This window comes from Bradyrhizobium genosp. A (assembly GCF_049949275.1).
Taxonomy (GTDB): Bacteria; Pseudomonadota; Alphaproteobacteria; order Rhizobiales; family Xanthobacteraceae; genus Bradyrhizobium.
The window spans coordinates 593389-610693 of record NZ_CP188196.1 but is presented as its reverse complement, the minus strand read 5'-3'; the positions used below and the strand labels follow the sequence as shown (position 1 = coordinate 610693).

Genomic DNA, 17305 nt, shown 5'->3' with positions numbered 1-17305 from the left:
CTTGCTGTGTTTCTTGGGAGCCCCGGTGCGGTTTCGCTCGTCCGGGGCGTCAGGCTTGTTTGATGTGGCGGTGTTGCCTCACGACGTCGGCCTTCAGCACGCCGCGCCGGATCTGGTCTTCCTCGATCGACTCGAACAGGGCCTTGAAATTGCCCTCGCCAAAGCCGTCGTCGCCCTTGCGCTGGATGAACTCGAAGAAGATCGGACCGATCGCGTTGGCCGAGAAGATCTGGAGCAGCACCTTGGTCTGGCCGCCGTCGACCACGCCCTCGCCGTCGATCAGGATGCCATTGGTCTTGAGCCGCGCGAGGTCCTCGCCATGCCCGGGCAGGCGTGCATCGATCCGCTCGAAATAGGTCTCGGGCGGCGACGGCATGAAGGGCAGGCCGGCCTCGCGCAGGCCTTCGATGGTGCGATGGATGTCGCGGCAGCCGCAGGCGATGTGCTGGATGCCCTCGCCGCGATAGGTTTTCAGATATTCCTCGATCTGGCCGGAATCGCCGGCGTCCTCGTTGATGGGAATCCGGATCTTGCCGTCCGGGCTCGTCAACGCGCGGGAAAACAGGCCCGAGGCACGTCCCTCGATGTCGAAGAAGCGGATCTGGCGGAAGTTGAACAGCTCTTCATAAAAGCGGGTCCAGACATCCATGCGGCCGCGATGGACGTTGTGGGTGAGGTGATCGAGATAGAACAGTCCGGCGCCGGCCGGGCACGGATCGCGCGCGCCGAGCCATTCGAACTCGGCATCATAAGCCGAGCCCTTGGCGCCATAGCGATCGACCAGATAAAGCAGGCTGCCGCCGATGCCCTTGATCGCCGGCACGTCGAGCGTCTTCTGCGCGGACGATACGTTGGCGGGTTCGGCGCCGAGCGCGATAGCGCGCTCGTAAGCCGCCCTCGCATCGACCACGCGGAACGCCATCGACGGCGCGCAAGGGCCGTGCGCGGCGACGAACTCGTAGCCGTGGGTGCCGGGCTCCTCGTTGACGAGATAGTTGATGTCGCCTTGGCGATAGACCGTGATCTTCTTGCTCTTGTGGCGCGCGACGGGCGCATAGCCCATCAGCTTGAACAACGCATGCAGCTCTTGCGGATGGGGATGCGCATATTCGACGAACTCGAAGCCGTCGGTACCCATCGGATTGTCGGCGGTGATCGTGGCCGGCGGGGCATCGTGCGGAAACGGACCCATGGTGCTCTCCCAAATTTGCTGCTGGGATGAACTATCCTTCACCGGACGTGCAATGAGCGTGCAAACGGAACGGGTTTTGGCTATCGTATGCATGATCCGTGCACGAAATGGACAAATGACGCATGATTTTGCTGGATGCCTTCGACCTCAAGATCCTGGGCGCACTCCAGGATGACGGCCGCCTCACCAACCAGGAGCTTGCCGAGCTAGCCGGCCTCTCGGCCTCGCAATGCTCGCGCCGGCGAATGCGGCTGGAGGAGGAGAAGGTCATCGCCGGCTACCACGCCGACCTCTCCAGCGAGGCCCTCGGCTTCGGCGTGATCGCCTTCATCCAGGTCGGGCTTGCGACCCACTCGCCGGACAATTCCAAACGCTTTCGCGCACTGGTGAACCGGATCGACGAGATCCAGGAGGCCTACTCGCTGACGGGGGATGCCGACTACGTGCTCAAGGCGGTGCTGCGCGATCTCAAGGGGCTGTCCAACCTCGTCAACGACGTGCTGATGCCGCACCAGAGCGTGGCGCATGTGCGTTCCTCGATCGTGCTCGACCGGCTCAAGGAAAGCTCGCGGCTACCGCTCAAGGAAATCAAGGTTGGCTGAAATCGAGGGAACTACGCCATTCGAGCTGCCGACACGATCTGCGATGATCCCGGCCAGCTTTCGGAGATTCACCCATGGCCCTCCAGCTTCGACCGAACTGCGAATTTTGCGATCGCGACCTGCCGCCTGATGCAACGGATGCACGGATCTGCTCCTATGAATGCACGTTCTGTGCGGACTGCGTGGAGACAAAGCTCTCCAATGTCTGCCCGAACTGCGGCGGCGGTTTTGCCCCGCGGCCAATACGTCCGACGCAGGAATGGCGCCCGGGCGTGTGCATGAGCAAGCAGGCGCCGTCGGACAAGCGGGTGCATTTGAAGTACAGCCTGGAGGACGTCGCTGCACATTGCGCGAGGGTCAAGGACGTGCCGCCGGAGAGGCGCTGAGCTGCCCCACACCGTCATTGCGAGCGCAGCGAAGCAATCCAGAATCCCTCCGCGGAAGGACTCTGGATTGCTTCGTCGCTTCGCTCCTCGCAATGACGGAGGTCGTGGTGACGGCGGAGCCTACTCCGCCGCCAGAATCGTCCCCTCGACCTCACCAAATCCCACGCGATAACCGTTGCCCTGGCACCAGCCGCGCATCACGAGGCTGTCGCCGTCTTCCAGGAACGAGCGCTTGGCGCCGCCGGGCAACTCGACCGGCTCGGTGCCGTTCCAGCTGATCTCCAGAAGGCTGCCGCGCTGGTTCTTCTCGGGACCTGAGATCGTCCCGCTCCCAAGGAGATCGCCGACATTCATGGCGCAGCCTGAGGAAGCATGGTGCATCAGCTGCTGCACCGACGACCAGTACATGTATTTGAAATTGGTCCGGCTGATGCCAACGGGCGCATTGGCGCCGGCGGCGCGCAAGGCAGCGTCGAGCTCGATATCGTAGTTCTGCGGCTTGCCTTGCTTCAGATAATCCAGCGGCACCGGCTCCTGCTCAGGCCCCTTCAGCCGGAACGGCTCCAGCGCCTCGCGCGTCACCACCCACGGGCTGATCGAGGTCGCGAACGCTTTGGCGAGGAACGGCCCGAGCGGCACATATTCCCATTGCTGGATGTCGCGCGCGCTCCAGTCGTTGAGCAACACGAAGCCGAAAATCATCTCTTCGGCCTGGCTCTCCGTGAGCATGCCGCCCATCGGCGAGGGCTGGCCGACCACGACGCCCATCTCCAACTCGAAATCGAGCCGCTTGCACGGCCCGAAGCTTGGCACCTCGACATTCGGCGGCTTCAACTGCCCGCGCGGACGCTTCACCTTGGTGCCGGAGACCACGACGGTGGAGGCACGGCCGTTATAGGCGATCGGCATATGCAGCCAGTTCGGCTGCAGCGCATTGTCCTTGCCGCGGAACATGACGCCGACATTGGTGGCGTGCTCTTTCGATGAATAGAAATCGGTGTAGCCGGAAACGGTGAATGGCAGATACAGCCTGGCGTCGCGCATCGGCACCAGGGCCTGCTTGCGTAGCTCCGCATTGTCGCGCAGCTCCGGATGATCGTGGCGCAGTAGCTCGCTGATCCGCGCCCGCGTCCTGGTCCAGACCTTTGGTCCGAGCGCCATGAAGGAATTGAGCGAGGGGCCGGAGAACACGCCGAGCGGACCGACATCGAGCCGCGAGTCCTGTTCCAGCTCCCAAAGATCGAGCACATAATTGCCGATCGCAACGCCGACCCGCCGCGTCGGATTGGCCGCGGTCGAGAACACGCCATAGGGCAGGTTCTGGATCGGAAAGTCGGAGGCGGGATCGACGTCGATGAAGGCGCGGAGGCTGGGATCGTTGGGGTGCGTTGACACGTTTGGCTCGGACCTTTCTTCCTTCTCCCCTTGTGGGAGAAGGTGGCGCGAAGCGCCGGATGAGGGGTCTCTATCGGCGAACTCATTGTAAGAGAGGTCGCGGAGACAACCCCTCACCCGTCTCGCCGCTACGCGGCGAGCCACCCTCTCCCACAAGGGGAGAGGGGAAGAAAGCTACGGCCGGTTCGGATCGAACCGCTTCTCCAGTCCCTTCCAGCAATCCGCGTAATCGTCCTGCAGCGTCGACGCATTCGCGGCATGCGCCGTGACGCGCTGCGGGTAGCGGGTCTCGAACATGAAGGCCATGGTGCCCGTGAGCTTCACGGGCTTCAGCTCGCCATTGCTGGCGTGCTCGAAGGCGTCGCGGTCGGGGCCGTGCGGCAGCATGCAATTGTGCAGTGAGATGCCGCCCGGCACGAAACCCTTCGGCTTGGCGTCGTAGACGCCGTAGATCAGTCCCATGAACTCGCTCATGATGTTCATGTGATACCAGGGCGGACGGAAGGTATTGTCGGCGACCAGCCAGCGCTCGGGGAAGATGACGAAGTCGATATTCGCGGTACCTGCGGTCTCCGAGGGCGAGGTCAGCACCGTGAAGATCGAGGGATCGGGATGGTCGAAACCGATCGCGCCCACCGGCGAGAAGGTGCGCAGATCGTATTTGTAGGGCGCATAATTGCCATGCCAGGCGACGACGTCGATCGGCGAATGGGCGAGTTGCGTCTTGAACAGCGAGCCGCCCCATTTCACGAACAAATCGGTCGGCGTGTCCTTGTCCTCGTAGTGCGCGACCGGCGTCAGGAAGTCCCGCGCGTTCGCGAGACAGTTGGCGCCGATCGGCCCGCGCTCCGGCAGCGTGAAGGCGCCGCCGTAGTTCTCACAGAGATAGCCGCGCGCCGGACCGCTCGGGATCTCGACACGGAATTTGACGCCGCGCGGGATCACCACGATCTCGCCAGGCTCGGCGTCGATGCGGCCGAACTCGGTGACGAGGCGCAGATTGCCCTGCTGAAGCACGAACATCAGTTCGCCGTCGGCATTGTAGAAGTGCTGGTCCACCATCGACTTGGTGATGAGATAGACATGCGCGGCCATGCCGGCCTGCGTGTTGACGTCGCCCGCCGTCGTCATGGTCTGCACGCCCTGCAGGAAGGTCGTGTCCTCCTTCGGGATCGGCGCCGGGTCCCAGCGCAGCTGCGCGATCGGAAAATCGTATTCGTGGCACGGCGCCGAGCGCCACAGGCCGGCATCGGCCTTCTCGAAGCGGCCGGAATGCTTCACAGAGGGGCGGATGCGATAGAGCCAGGAGCGCTCATTGGTGCCGCGCGGCGCGGTGAAGGGCGAGCCGGAGAGCTGCTCGGCATAAAGCCCGTAAGCGCAGCGCTGCGGCGAGTTGCGCCCCAGAGGCAGCGCGCCCGGCAGCGCTTCAGTCTCAAAGCTGTTGCCGAAGCCGGACATGTAGCCCGGCGTCACCTGCGCTGAGCTCCGGATGATCTGATCAGGCGAGGTATTGATGTTCATGACTATCCTCCTCCTTGCAGGGCCGCCCACATTTCCTGGTCGCGCTTGTCGGTCCAGATCACGGGATCATCGATGCCCGACGCTTCGTCATACGCGCGCGACACATTGAACGGCAGGCAGTGCTCGTAGATGGCGAAACTGTGGAATTTCGGATCCATCACCTCGCGCGTCGCCGCCATCGATTCCTTCAGCGTACGTCCCTTCGCGACCGAGATTTCGGCGGCGCCATAGAGCGACGTGACGAAGTCACGCGTCATCGCGATGGCTTCGCGCACCGTGGCTGTGCCCTTGAGCGCATCACCGCGCCCCGGCGCGATCGCCTTGGGATTGAAATTGCGGATCTCGTTCAGCGTCAATGGCCACTCGCGCAAATGCGCGTCGCCGCAATAGCAGGCCGAGTGATATTCGATGAGGTCGCCGGAAAACATGACTTCCGCATCCGGCACCCAGGCGACGATGTCGCCGGAGGTGTGGCCGGCGCCAAGCTGCATCAGCCGCACCTCGCGTTTGCCGAGATAGATCGACATCTCGCCTTCGAAGGTCAGCGTCGGCCAGGTCAGGCCGGGAATGCTCGATGCATCCTGGAACAGACGTGGAAACCGGCCATACTCGGAATCCCAATCCTGCTGGCCGCGCTCCTCGATCAGTCGATAGGTCTCCTGCGAGGCGACGATTCCTTGCGCCTTGTAGGCGGACGCACCGAGCACGCGGACGGCGTGATAATGCGACAGCACGACATATTTGATCGGCTTGTCGGTGACGGTGCGCACACGCTCGATCACTTTGTTGGCCATCGCCGGCGTCGATTGCGCGTCGAACACGAGGCAGCCGTCATCACCGACGATGATGGCCGTGTTCGGATCGCCCTCGGCAGTGAAGGCGTAGAGATCGGTGCCGATTTCGGAGAAGGTGATCTTCTTCTCGGAGAGATCGCCGGTGGATGCGAAGTTCTTCGCCATCAGTTCGTCCTTAAGTTCTTTGCTTCAGGTTTTTGGGTTATTGTTGTTGCTGCTGTTGCTGCTGGCCGTCGATCATGCGGCGCTTCGCCAGCACGAGCGCTTCCCGCAGTACGTCGATATCGCCGATATGGTTGGCGAGGATCAGCACCAGCGCCGCGTCGAAATCGGCGCTCTGCTCGTCGGTGAGACCGCGATGCGCTTCGACGATGGCGCGAAAGGCATCGTCAGGTCGCGCGAAGTTGGAGCTGGTGGAAAGCGGCATATAAAACCTCAATTCAGACCTGCGGCCCGCGACAGTGCGGCCGCGATCGCCTCGCGCGTCGGATGGCGGAAACGCGCCGCGACGTAGCCGTCGGGCCTGAGCAGATAGGCAGAGCCCGGCTCGGCGTCATAGCGCTTGGCGACGAGGCCCTGGGAATCGGCAAGCCCGCCCTCGCCGCCAATACGAATATCCTTCACGCCATCGGGCGTATTGTTCGCCGCGCCATTGCTGAACGACAGCAGGGTAAAGTCCGTTCCACCCTTGCGGAAGGCATCTGTCAGATAGGCCTGCTCACCTGTGCGGGTCGCAACCGGCGCATCGAGCATGGAGGAGCCCGGCGATGGTCCACTGCGCCAGGCATCCGCATCGCGCGATGACAGCGGGGAATCATAGCTGCACGGCACCGACAGCCGCCCGCCGTTGACCATGCGCTTGCCGAACTCGGTTTCCTTGGCGAGCGACAGCACCGCCTGGCGCAGCCGGGCTTCCTGATGCGAGTTCGGCGCCATGAAATCGGTCGAGCGGGTGGATTCGCGGATATTCTCGTCGGCAGCCCCGCTGCGCTCGACATGGTAGCTTTCGAGCAGGCCTGCGGGCGAGGTGCCGCGCAGCACGCGGTCGAGCTTCCACGAAAGATTTTCAGCGTCTTCGAGCCCGGAATTGGCGCCACGAGCGCCAAAGGGCGAGACCTGATGCGCCGAATCGCCTGCAAAAATCACACGGCCATGGACGAAGCGGTCCATGCGCCGGCACTGGAACTTGTAGAGCGAGATCCACTCGAACTCGAACTTGTCGTGACCGAGCATGCGTGCAAGCCGCGGTCGCACGTTCTCCGGCTTCTTCTCGACGACGGGATCGGCGTCACGATCAAGTTGCAGATCGATGCGCCAGACATTGTCAGGCTGCTTGTGCAGCAGCGCCGAACGTCCCGCATGGAATGGCGGATCGAACCAGAACCAGCGCTCGGTCGGGAATTCCGCGGTCATCTTGACGTCGGCAATCAGGAACTGATCCTCGAACATCTGTCCCGCGAACTCGGCGCCGACCATCTGTCGCAGCGAAGACCGCGCGCCATCGCAGGCAACGACATATTGCGCATGCAGGCGATAGGCGCCCTCCGGCGTTTCGATCGTCAGCGCAACGGAATCGTTGCGCTGTTCCAGCGCCGTCACCTTGTTCCGCCAACGCAAGTCGATCGCGGGCAGATCGCTGATGCGATCGACCAGATAGGCCTCGGCGTAATATTGCTGGAGATTGATGAAGGCCGGCCGCTTGTGGCCATCCTCCGGCAGCAGATTGAACTGATAGAGCTGAGACTCACCGCGAAAAATCCGGCCGACGTTCCACACCACGCCCTTGTCGACCATGCGGTCGGCGACGCCGAGCCGGTCCCAATATTCCAGCGAACGCTTCGAGAAGCAGATCGCGCGCGATCCCTCGCCGATGCGGTCGGCATCATCGAGAAGGACGACGCGCTGGCCGCGCTGGGCGAGATCGATCGCCAGCGACAGCCCGACGGGCCCTGCGCCGACGACCACGACGGGGTGCTCGGCCGGACTTTGGCCGGGGCGATCCTGGTCGGCATGGCGGCGATAGCCGAACTGGGTTTTGGCCTGATGCGTATTGGCGGCCGCCATATACTAACCTCGGCTCTGGTCAGGAGAGGACTGATCTGCTAGATAGTCTCACGTGCAACTATTTTGGACCGGAGCCGGCCGGCCGTCAACTGGAATTCGGAGCGCTCTTCTTGGCGAGGACATCCAGCGACATCGCGCTGAAGACACGGCAAGCCGATGAGGCTTCACCACGACCCAAGTCGCGGCTCGATCTGTTCAAGTTCGTGCCGTTCCGCCTCAACCGGCTCGCGGCCGAAGTCAGTTCCGCGCTGGCGGTCGAATATCAGGAACGTCACGGCCTCGACATTCCAGCCTGGCGCGTGATTGCCACGCTCGGCTTCCGCAACGATGCCTGTAGCGCGCAGTACATCTCGCAATGCACCCGCACGCACAAATCCACCATCAGCCGCGCGGTGACCACGCTGCTGCATGACAGCCTGATCGAGCGGGTCGAGAACGAAGCCGACCGCCGCGAATTCCGCCTGCAACTGACCAGGAAGGGCCGCGCGCTTTACGAAGAGCTGTTCCCGCAATTGCTGCGGCGGGAAGACGAGATCCTCGCCTGCCTCTCCGCGCAGGAGCGCAAGCAGCTCTCGGCCCTGCTCGGCAAGATCGAGGAAAGCCTCGACCTGATCCAGACCAGCGAAGAGGCCGACGCCAAGCAGGCGTATTAGTTTCCCCTCGCACAGCGCCAGACCCTCATCCTGAGGAGCGCGGAACGCGCGTCTCGAAGGATCGAGGCCCCGCTGCTGCAACTCGGCCTTCATCCTTCGAGACGGCCGCATGCGGCCTCCTCAGGATGAGGGTCTTGCGTCGCGTCACTTCGCAAACGACCGCGTCGGCGGCAAATGCAGCGCCCAGGCGTCGACCTTGTCGCTCGCACGCGAATAGATCTCGGTCACGATCGGATCGTGACCGGGAATGTAGCGATCGGGATGGCCGGCGAGACGTTCGATCGTCTCCCAGCCCACGGCCATGTCGCCGACATTGTAGACGATCGGGAACGGGCTGCGGCGCTGCAGATTGGCGTAGTAATGCGCGGCGTCAGACGCCAGCACCACCGGACCGCGCGCGGTCTCGACCTTGACCACTTGCAAGCCGTCCGAATGGCCGCCGACACGGTGCACCGTGACACCGGGCGCGACCTCGCCGTCGCCGGAATAGAAATTGACGCGCTCGCCATAGACATGGCGCACCATCTGGGTGACGTGCTCGACCGAGAATGGATGTCGCAGCAGTCCGTTGCACATGCAGCGCCCCGTCGCGTAAGCCATCTCGCGCTCCTGGAGATGGAAGCGTGCATTCGGGAAGCGATCGAGATTACCTGCGTGATCGTAGTGCAGATGCGTCACGATAATGTCGGCAATAGCTGACGCTGCGACGCCAAAGCGCTCCAGTGCATCGACCGGATTGAGCGTCAGCTTGCGCGCGCGCAAGGTAGCCTCCTCCGCATTAAAGCCGGTATCGACCAGGATATCGCGACCCTGCCCTCGGATCAGCCAAACGAAGTAGTCGAGGTCCTGCGCCGCACTGTCATGCGGGTCGGGCGCCAAAAAATTCATGCTGGGGGTGCGCGGCGACATCGTCGCATAGCGCAGGGCGTAGATTTCGTAGGCGTTTCCCATGACTTTGATCCCGGCTTTTTGCTTTTCCTGAGCGGGCTTGCCGCACACCAAGCCATCGACCGCCGCAAAGGTCAAACGTCCGCGGTCGCGGCGGATGCGGGTCCGCAATGTGAGACCAATCACATTTTCGTCGCCTGTACCGGCCTAACATGGCCGCCGGAACCATAAACGAGAACGCGTCGAGGAAAGCCGTGACCGCCGAATTATTCCCCTCGCAGCCGGCCCGTGAGTCGCGGTCAATTGTCGCGATAGTGCCGAATCTCCAAGCGGTTGACGCCCCCACTCCCCGGTTTGATAATGCACATTGCGTAAGTTAAGGTCGCCGCGGCGCAAGCTGGGAACGGCGCCTTTTTGGCTGGACCGCGCTGATTATGAAAATTCGCTTCCTTTTTCTTCTGCCCTTGCTTGTCTCGCTCGTCCCGACCGCGCCCTCGCAGGCGGCCGGCGACCGCTTCGCGCTGGTCATCGGCAATGCCAAATATCCGGACGCGGACAGCCCGCTGAAAGAGCCGATCAACGACACCCGCGATGTCGCCGACGAGCTCAAGCGCGACGGCTTTTCGGTGGAGGTCGGCGAGAACCTGACCGGCGACGGCATGCGCCGCGCCTTCGAGAAGCTCTACGGCAAGATCAAGCCGGGCTCCGTGGCGCTGGTGTTCTACAGCGGGTTCGGCATCCAGTCGGCACGCCAGAGCTACATGATCCCGGTCGACGCGCAGATCTGGACCGAGTTCTGACGTCCGCCGCGACGGTTTCAGCATCGAAGCGATCCTGGGCGAGCTCAACACCCGCGGCGCCGGCGTCAAGATCGCGCTGATCGATGCCAGCAGGCGCAATCCGTTCGAACGGCGGTTCCGCAGCTTCTCGGCGGGTCTGACCCCGGTCATCGCGCCGAACGGCACGCTGGTGATGTATTCGGCGGCGCTGGCATCGGTGGTGTCGGACGCCGGCGGCGACCACAGCCTGTTCGTCCAGGAACTGCTCAAGGAAATCCGTGTCCCCGACCTGATGGCGGAGGAAACGCTGAACCGCACCAAGATGGGCGTCACCCGCGCCTCGCGCGGCGAGCAGGTGCCGTGGATATCGTCCTCGCTCGCCGAGGATTTCTCGTTCATTCCGGGTGCCGCGGGATCGCGCCCGACGGCGACCACCCCGCCACCGGCGCCTCCCGCACCGCCGCCGGCGGTCGCCAACAACCCGCCTCCGGCTCCGCCCGCCCCGCCAGCACCGCCCGTGGCTGCGAATAATCCGCCGGCGCCTCCTGCACCTCCATCACCGCCGCCGGCACCGAAGCCGCAGGTTGAGGCCGCGCTGCCTCCGCCGCAACCGCCGGTCAAACCGGCCGAGACAGCCCCGGCGCCGAACGCGGATGGCGGGCCGAGCGCGGCCGCGCTGGCTGAGGATCCCACGATCAAGGGCCTGACGGCCAAGATCGCCGCCAATCCGGACGACGTGAACGCGCTGTACCGGCGTGGCCAGGTCTATGCCAGCAAGGGAGCCTACAGCCTCGCCATCAAGGATTTTGACGACACGCTCCGGATCAATTCGAAGGACGTCGAGGCGCTGAACAACCGCTGCTGGACCCGTGCCGTGGTCGGCGACCTCCAGGCCGCGCTGAAGGATTGCAACGAAGCGCTGCGGCTGCGGCCGAACTTCGTCGATGCGCTGGACAGCCGTGGGCTGGTGAACCTCAAATCCGGGACGGTGAAGAATGCCATCGCCGATTTCGACGCAGCCCTGAAGATCAACCCACGCCTGACCTCCTCGCTCTTTGGGCGGGGGATCGCCAAGCAGCGCAACGGCTCGGCCCAAGAGGGTGCGCTCGACATCGCCAATGCCAAGGCGATGGACCCGAACATCGTGGGGGAATTCGCAAGTTACGGAGTGCGTTGATATTTTTTTGACGTGAGGCGGGCGGCGTCTCGAACCCCTTGCGGCCCGGCCAAGACTAACGAACGGATGCCGCAGGCGGCCTTGCCGTGGGCCTATTGCAGGAATTTTGGAGCCGCGCGGGCTCGCGCAGGAGGGACTGGCAATGAGATTGGCTGCAAAAGGACTGACCGCAATCCTGTCCATCATCATCATCAGTGCCACACTGACGCTCCCTCCCGCCTTCGCCGGCGATGACGGCAACAGCAAGAACGTCACCGAGGACGAGATCGTCCGCGCGCTGGCGCCGCCGCCGAAGAAGCCCCTGACCCGCGGCCTTTTGATCTCTCCGCAGGCCGATCCGGCGCCGAACCCGGCGGAAACCAAGCTGATCCAGTCCGTCCGCGGCCGCACCACCCGCTCGCTGTCGTCGACCGAGCGCGAGGAGATCGCCTCCGCCGCCAAGGACAAGCCGAATATCGATCTCGAAATCACCTTCGACTACAACTCGGCCGACATCAGCACCAAGTCGCTGCCGTCGGTGCAGGCGCTGGGCCGCGCGCTGACCAGCCCCGATTTGAAGGGCTCGACCTTCGTGGTCGCCGGCCACACCGACGCCGCCGGCAGCGAGGGCTACAATCAGGAGCTGTCGGAACGCCGTGCGGATTCGATCAAGCGTTATCTCGTCGAGAAGTACAGCATTGCCGCCACCGACCTCGTCACCGTCGGCTACGGCAAGAGCAAGCTGAAGGATCCGAACCAGCCGATGGCGGAGGTGAACCGCCGCGTCCAGGTCGTGAATATGGAAAACAAGACCACCGCATCGAAGTGACCACGACGTAATCCTTTGCAGTGACACGTCGTGATGTGGTGTAAAGTCCTGCTCCCGGCGCGCGTCCCGCAGCCCTGCGGGACGCCGCTTCGTTTCAGGGAAACGTTCCCAGCAACCCCGAGCCAGGCCAGGATGATCCGGCGATGAACATCTCCGAATATCTCAAGCCTGCGGGAACCGTGGCGTTCATCGTTGCGCTCGGCATCGGCTATTACTGGTTCGAGCATCGGCATCGCCCCGAAGCGAAGGAGACGCCGGGCGAGGCGCTCGTCATCGTGACGAAGTCGACCAATGCCTGCTTCTCCGACCTGGTGCGGGTCACCGGCTTCTTCGTGCCACGGCGCGAGGCCGTGGTCATGGCCGACCAGGAAGGATCGAAGGTCACCGACCTCTTCGTCACCGAAGGCGCTGTCGTCACCGACAACCAGGAACTCGCGCGCCTGACGGCGCCGCCGCAGATCCCGGGCCAGCCGCAAAGGCCGGGCCCGCAGGGTCCGATCTCGCTGAAGGCGCCCGCACCGGGTCTCATCACGGAAGTGCGGACCATTGTCGGCGCGCCGGCCTCGCCGCAGGCGGGACCGATGTTCCGCATCGCCGTCAACAACGAGATCGAGCTCGATGCGCAGGTCCCGGCCGTGCACATGCCAAAACTCAGCCCCGGCGCGACGGTGCGGATCAGCCGGGATGACGCCGCCGATTTGATCGGCCGGGTCCGGCTGGTTGCGCCCGAGATCGATCGGGCCACGCAACTCGGCCGCGTCCGCATCAGCGTCACCAACAATCCGTCGCTGAAGGTCGGCGTATTTGCCCGCGCCTCGATCGACGCCAAGCGAAGCTGCGGCGTCGCGGTGCCCAAGACTGCGATCGACCATCTCACCGTGCAGGTGGTCAAAGGCAACACCGTCGAGACACGCCGGGTGCGCGTCGGGCTGACATCCGACAGCCAAACGGAAATCCTTGAGGGGGTCGACGTCGGCGAAATCGTCGTGGCCGACGCCGGCTCTTCGCTGCATGACGGCGACCAGATCAAGACCATGTTCGCCGATGAACTCGATCGCACGCGGGTACGCTAATGGCTCTCAATATCTCGGCATGGTCGATCCGCAATCCACTGCCGTCGGTGGTGTTTTCGATCATTCTCCTGATCCTCGGCTGGACCTCCTTCACCAAGCTCGCGATCACGCGACTGCCTTCGGCTGACATTCCCGTGATCTCGGTCGCGGTGGCGCAGTTCGGCGCCGCGCCCGCGGAGCTCGAATCCCAGGTCACCAAGACGGTTGAAGACGCCGTCTCCGGCGTCGAGGGCGTGCGGCACATCACCTCCTCGATCACCGACGGCGTGTCGGTCACCACCATCCAGTTCGCGCTGGAAACCAACACTGACCGCGCGCTCAATGACGTCAAGGACGCGGTGACACGCGTGCGCTCGAACCTGCCGCAGAACGTCACCGAGCCGCTGATCCAGCGCGTCGATGTGATCGGCCTGCCGATCGTCACCTATGCCGCGATCTCGCCCGGCAAGACGCCGGAGCAGCTCTCTTATTTCGTCGACGACGTTGTCAAGCGCGCGCTGCAAGGTGTGCGCGGCGTCGCCCAGGTCGAGCGCATCGGCGGTGTCGAGCGCGAGATCCTGGTGTCGCTCGATCCCGACCGCCTGCAGGCCATGGGGCTGACCGCCGTCAATGTCAGCCAGAGCCTGCGCGGCACCAATGTCGACGTCGCCGGCGGCCGCGCCGAGATCGGCAAGAACGACCAGGCGATCCGGACACTGGCCGGCGCCAAGACGCTCAGCGACCTCACCGGCACCATGGTTCCGCTGTTCGGCGGCGGCGAGGTCCGTCTCGACGATCTCGGCACCGTGACCGACACCATCGCCGACCGCCGCACCTTCGCCCGTTTCAACGGCGAGCCGGTAGTCGCGCTCGGCATCAAGCGCTCCAAGGGCGCCAGCGACGTGAAGGTCGCCGAAGCCGTGCAGAAGCGCATCGACGCGCTCAAGGCCGCCTATCCCGATGTCGACCTCAAGCTGATCGACACCTCCGTCGAATACACCAATGGCAATTACGAAGCTGCGATCTCGACCCTGTTCGAGGGCGCCATCCTCGCCGTCGTCATCGTGCTGCTGTTCCTCCGCGACCTGCGCGCCACCATCATTGCCGCGGTCTCGCTGCCGCTGTCGATCTTCCCGGCGTTCTGGGCGATGGACATCCTCGGCTTCTCGCTCAACCTCGTCAGCTTCCTCGCCATCACGCTGTCGACAGGTATTCTGGTCGACGACGCCATCGTCGAGATCGAGAACATCGTACGGCACATGAACATGGGCAAATCGCCCTATCGTGCGGCACTGGAAGCCGCCGACGAGATCGGCCTCGCCGTGATCGCGATCTCGCTGACCATCATCGCGATCTTCGCGCCCGCGAGCTTCATGTCGGGTATCGCCGGGCAATTCTTCAAGCAGTTCGGCATCACCGTCTCGGTGCAAGTGTTCTTCTCGCTGCTCGCGGCGCGCTTCGTGACGCCGATGCTGGCGGCCTACTTTCTCAAACATGGCAATCATGAGGAGCCGCCGCCCGGCCGCATCCTGCGGACCTATCACGGCCTCGTCTCGTGGTCGGTGAAGCACTATTTCATCACCGTGCTGATCGGCTTCGGCATCTTCGCGGCCTCGATCTGGAGCATCACGCTGCTGCCGCAGGGCTTCCTGCCGGCGCAGGACAGCGCCCGCTCGCTTCTGGCCCTCGAACTGCCGCCGGGCACACAGCTCGCCTACACCGAAAAGGTCACCGAGGACATCGTCGCACGCCTGCGCAAGCGGCCCGAGGTGAAGAGCATCTTCGTTGACGGCGGGCGCGTTCCTCCGGGCACCCAGGAAGTCCGGCGCGCCGCCCTGATCATCAATTACACGCCCAAGAACGACCGCAACATCACCCAGCGCGAGCTCGAGTTCTCGATCAGCCAGGAGCTGGAGAACGTTCCCGATATCCGTTTCTGGTTCCTGGACGAGAACGGCCTGCGCGCGATCTCGCTGGTGGTAACCGGCGTCGATGCCAATATCGTCAATAACGTCGCCAGTGAGCTTGCGACGCAGATGAAGCGGATTCCAACCATCTCCGACGTGATTTCGGAGACATCGCTGGAACGTCCCGAACTGCGCATCGAGCCGCGCGCCGATCTCGCCGCGCGGCTCGGCGTCTCGACCGAAAGCCTGTCGCAGACCATCCGTGTCGCGACCATCGGCGACGTCGGTCCGGCGCTCGCCAAGTTCGACGTCGGCGACCGCCTGGTGCCGATCCGCGTGCAGCTCGAGGACGCCGCGCGCGGCAATCTCAAGACGCTGGAGCAGCTGCGCGTGCCGCTCGGCGAGCACGGCGAGAAGGGCGGCGTTCCGCTCTCTGTCATCGCCGACGTCAAGCTCGACCAGGGTCCGACCAGCATCAACCGCTACGACCGCGAGCGGCAGGCAACCGTCGCCGCCGACCTCGTCGGCTCGGCGGCGCTGGGCGATGCCACCAAGAAGATCTACGACCTGCCGGTCATGAAGAGCCTGCCGAAGGGCGTGAAGGTCTCCCCCTCCGGCGACGCCGAAAGCCTCAACGAGCTGTCCGACGGCTTTGCCACCGCGATCACGGCCGGCCTGATGATGGTCTATGCGGTGCTGGTGCTGCTGTTCGGCACCTTCCTGCAGCCGATTACCATCCTGTTCTCGCTGCCGCTCTCGATCGGCGGCGCGATCGCGGCGCTGCTGATCACCGGCAAGCAGCTCACCACGCCGGTGTGGATCGGCATCCTGATGCTGATGGGCATCGTCACCAAGAACGCGATCATGCTGGTGGAGTTCGCGATCGAATCCATCAATGCCGGCAAGCCGCGCGACGAGGCGATGATCGACGCCGGCATGAAACGCGCCCGCCCGATCGTGATGACCACGATCGCGATGGCCGCCGGCATGATGCCGAGCGCGCTCGCGGTCGGCGCCGGCGGCGAGTTCCGCTCGCCGATGGCGCTCGCGGTGATCGGCGGCCTGATCTTCTCGACCATCCTGTCGCTGGTGTTCGTGCCCGCGATGTTCATGGTGATGGACGACCTCGGCGCCCTGATCTGGCGCTTCGGCAAGCGGCTGATCGTGCATAGCGAGGATGCCGAGACGAGCGATCCTCACGGCGCCGCGCCTAAGGAGACGGCGCCGATGCCGAAGAGCATCGTGCATCCGGCGGCGGAGTAGTCGCGACTCGACGAGGCGCAGCTTGGCTGCGCGCTACTCGTTCCGTGCGATCGCCGTCAGCTTGGTCATGTTCCGCAGCAGAATGCGGCCGCGCTGGAGATCGAGGATCGCTTCCTTGCGCCAGGCTTGAAGCTGGCGGTTGACGCTCTCACGGGCGGCACCGACGAAGACACCGAGCTGCTCCTGCGAGATGTGCACCTCAGAGCCGAAATCGGCGGCGAGCGCGCAGAGCCGACGCGCCAGCCGCACCGGCAGCGGCTGCAGCATGGATTCCTCCATGCGCTCGCTCTGCCAGCGGATGCGCTGGCACAGAAGCGCGATGATCTTGATCGCGACCTTCGGCTCGCGCTCGAGGAAGGCGAGAAAGTCTTCGCGCCGCAGCACGAACAATTCGCTCACCTCGCCGGCGGTCGCGTCCGCGGTGCGGCTCTGGCCGTCGAGCACCGCGACCTCGCCGAATAGATCGCCCGGCCCCATGAAGTTCAGCGTCAGCCGGCTGCCGTCGGAGGCGCCGGTCTCGATCCGGACCTGGCCGCGGCGCACGCCGAACAGTGCGTCGCCGGGGTCGCCCTTCTGGAACAGCATCTCGCCATTCGCCAGATGCTGGGTGTGGCAGAGGTTGGACAACCGCTGGAGCTCGTCCGCACCGAGATCGGCGAACATGGCATTCATTTTCAGAATGACCGCAAATTCGGCCTGCTTGCTCATTTCAACGTCCTTGTGAATTCTTTGGCAAATCGCTTGGAAGCATTGACGTCAGAATCGCGTAAAACCGCGCCGGAGAAGTGTGCCATAAGTCACATAACTTTGCAGCACCTCCCGAC

Annotated in this window: 14 protein-coding genes and 1 pseudogene; 7 read left to right on the top strand and 8 right to left on the bottom strand. The window is 64.0% G+C overall.

What is annotated here, in order from left to right:
• Positions 1-49 precede the first annotated feature (49 nt).
• Entirely contained in the window at positions 50-1192 is a 1143-nt protein-coding gene (hppD, locus tag ACP2YP_RS02800) for a 4-hydroxyphenylpyruvate dioxygenase (protein ID WP_426422121.1), read from the bottom strand.
• Positions 1193-1314: 122 nt separating this feature from the next.
• On the opposite strand from hppD, the gene ACP2YP_RS02795 reads away from it, so the two are divergent.
• Positions 1315-1794: an Lrp/AsnC family transcriptional regulator gene (locus tag ACP2YP_RS02795; RefSeq protein ID WP_426422120.1), complete on the top strand. Its 480-nt coding sequence runs from the start codon at positions 1315-1317 to the stop codon at positions 1792-1794.
• A 74-nt stretch (positions 1795-1868) separates the two neighbouring features.
• Positions 1869-2180: a DUF1272 domain-containing protein gene (locus tag ACP2YP_RS02790; RefSeq protein ID WP_426422119.1), complete on the top strand. Its 312-nt coding sequence runs from the start codon at positions 1869-1871 to the stop codon at positions 2178-2180.
• A gap of 120 nt (positions 2181-2300) precedes the next feature.
• Here the strand turns inward: ACP2YP_RS02790 and fahA are convergent, their stop codons facing one another.
• The 5 genes from fahA to ACP2YP_RS02765 form a co-directional block, all read right to left on the bottom strand.
• On the bottom strand, positions 2301-3575 hold the full coding sequence (gene fahA / locus ACP2YP_RS02785) for a fumarylacetoacetase (protein WP_426422118.1): 1275 nt from the start codon (positions 3573-3575) through the stop codon (positions 2301-2303).
• A gap of 174 nt (positions 3576-3749) precedes the next feature.
• Positions 3750-5096, bottom strand: coding sequence for a homogentisate 1,2-dioxygenase (hmgA, locus tag ACP2YP_RS02780; protein ID WP_426422117.1), 1347 nt, complete (start codon positions 5094-5096; stop codon positions 3750-3752).
• A 2-nt stretch (positions 5097-5098) separates the two neighbouring features.
• Positions 5099-6055, bottom strand: coding sequence for an MBL fold metallo-hydrolase (locus ACP2YP_RS02775; protein WP_426422116.1), 957 nt, complete (start codon positions 6053-6055; stop codon positions 5099-5101).
• A gap of 37 nt (positions 6056-6092) precedes the next feature.
• A complete protein-coding gene (locus ACP2YP_RS02770; protein WP_008137646.1) occupies positions 6093-6317 on the bottom strand; it encodes a DUF2783 domain-containing protein in 225 nt (74 codons plus the stop codon).
• Between the two features lie 8 nt (positions 6318-6325).
• A complete protein-coding gene (locus ACP2YP_RS02765; protein WP_426422115.1) occupies positions 6326-7954 on the bottom strand; it encodes an FAD-dependent oxidoreductase in 1629 nt (542 codons plus the stop codon).
• A gap of 110 nt (positions 7955-8064) precedes the next feature.
• Between ACP2YP_RS02765 and ACP2YP_RS02760 the strand changes: the two genes are divergently transcribed.
• On the top strand, positions 8065-8607 hold the full coding sequence (locus ACP2YP_RS02760) for a MarR family winged helix-turn-helix transcriptional regulator (protein ID WP_426422114.1): 543 nt from the start codon (positions 8065-8067) through the stop codon (positions 8605-8607).
• A 144-nt stretch (positions 8608-8751) separates the two neighbouring features.
• Here ACP2YP_RS02760 and ACP2YP_RS02755 read toward each other — a convergent pair whose 3' ends face one another.
• Positions 8752-9558 carry an N-acyl homoserine lactonase family protein gene (locus tag ACP2YP_RS02755; protein ID WP_426422113.1) on the bottom strand — a complete coding sequence of 269 codons (807 nt, stop codon included), beginning with the start codon at positions 9556-9558 and terminating at the stop codon, positions 8752-8754.
• Positions 9559-9929: 371 nt separating this feature from the next.
• On the opposite strand from ACP2YP_RS02755, the pseudogene ACP2YP_RS02750 reads away from it, so the two are divergent.
• The 4 genes and pseudogenes from ACP2YP_RS02750 (at position 9930) to ACP2YP_RS02735 (ending at position 16481) form a co-directional block, all read left to right on the top strand.
• Positions 9930-11451: pseudogene (locus ACP2YP_RS02750) on the top strand (caspase family protein).
• A 142-nt stretch (positions 11452-11593) separates the two neighbouring features.
• Entirely contained in the window at positions 11594-12259 is a 666-nt protein-coding gene (locus ACP2YP_RS02745; RefSeq protein ID WP_426422112.1) for an OmpA family protein, read from the top strand.
• A gap of 143 nt (positions 12260-12402) precedes the next feature.
• Positions 12403-13332, top strand: coding sequence for an efflux RND transporter periplasmic adaptor subunit (locus tag ACP2YP_RS02740; RefSeq protein ID WP_200471284.1), 930 nt, complete (start codon positions 12403-12405; stop codon positions 13330-13332).
• Positions 13332-16481: an efflux RND transporter permease subunit gene (locus tag ACP2YP_RS02735; RefSeq protein ID WP_426422111.1), complete on the top strand. Its 3150-nt coding sequence runs from the start codon at positions 13332-13334 to the stop codon at positions 16479-16481. Before ACP2YP_RS02740 ends, ACP2YP_RS02735 begins: the two co-directional genes overlap by 1 nt.
• 33 nt (positions 16482-16514) lie before the next feature.
• On the opposite strand, the gene ACP2YP_RS02730 is transcribed toward ACP2YP_RS02735, so the two are convergent.
• Positions 16515-17189: a Crp/Fnr family transcriptional regulator gene (locus tag ACP2YP_RS02730; protein ID WP_426422110.1), complete on the bottom strand. Its 675-nt coding sequence runs from the start codon at positions 17187-17189 to the stop codon at positions 16515-16517.
• Positions 17190-17305 lie beyond the last annotated feature (116 nt).

Bases quoted from the DNA above. Each gene is read 5' to 3' on its own strand.
- ACP2YP_RS02730 (WP_426422110.1), bottom strand. From the start codon at position 17,189: ATGAGCAAGCAGGCCGAATTTGCGGTCATTCTGAAAATGAATGCCATG.
- ACP2YP_RS02770 (WP_008137646.1), bottom strand. From the start codon at position 6,317: ATGCCGCTTTCCACCAGCTCCAACTTCGCGCGACCTGACGATGCCTTT.
- ACP2YP_RS02735 (WP_426422111.1), top strand. From the start codon at position 13,332: ATGGCTCTCAATATCTCGGCATGGTCGATCCGCAATCCACTGCCGTCG.
- hppD (WP_426422121.1), bottom strand. From the start codon at position 1,192: ATGGGTCCGTTTCCGCACGATGCCCCGCCGGCCACGATCACCGCCGAC.
- ACP2YP_RS02765 (WP_426422115.1), bottom strand. From the start codon at position 7,954: ATGGCGGCCGCCAATACGCATCAGGCCAAAACCCAGTTCGGCTATCGC.
- ACP2YP_RS02795 (WP_426422120.1), top strand. From the start codon at position 1,315: ATGATTTTGCTGGATGCCTTCGACCTCAAGATCCTGGGCGCACTCCAG.
- ACP2YP_RS02790 (WP_426422119.1), top strand. From the start codon at position 1,869: ATGGCCCTCCAGCTTCGACCGAACTGCGAATTTTGCGATCGCGACCTG.
- ACP2YP_RS02755 (WP_426422113.1), bottom strand. From the start codon at position 9,558: ATGGGAAACGCCTACGAAATCTACGCCCTGCGCTATGCGACGATGTCG.
- ACP2YP_RS02775 (WP_426422116.1), bottom strand. From the start codon at position 6,055: ATGGCGAAGAACTTCGCATCCACCGGCGATCTCTCCGAGAAGAAGATC.
- ACP2YP_RS02745 (WP_426422112.1), top strand. From the start codon at position 11,594: ATGAGATTGGCTGCAAAAGGACTGACCGCAATCCTGTCCATCATCATC.
- ACP2YP_RS02740 (WP_200471284.1), top strand. From the start codon at position 12,403: ATGAACATCTCCGAATATCTCAAGCCTGCGGGAACCGTGGCGTTCATC.
- hmgA (WP_426422117.1), bottom strand. From the start codon at position 5,096: ATGAACATCAATACCTCGCCTGATCAGATCATCCGGAGCTCAGCGCAG.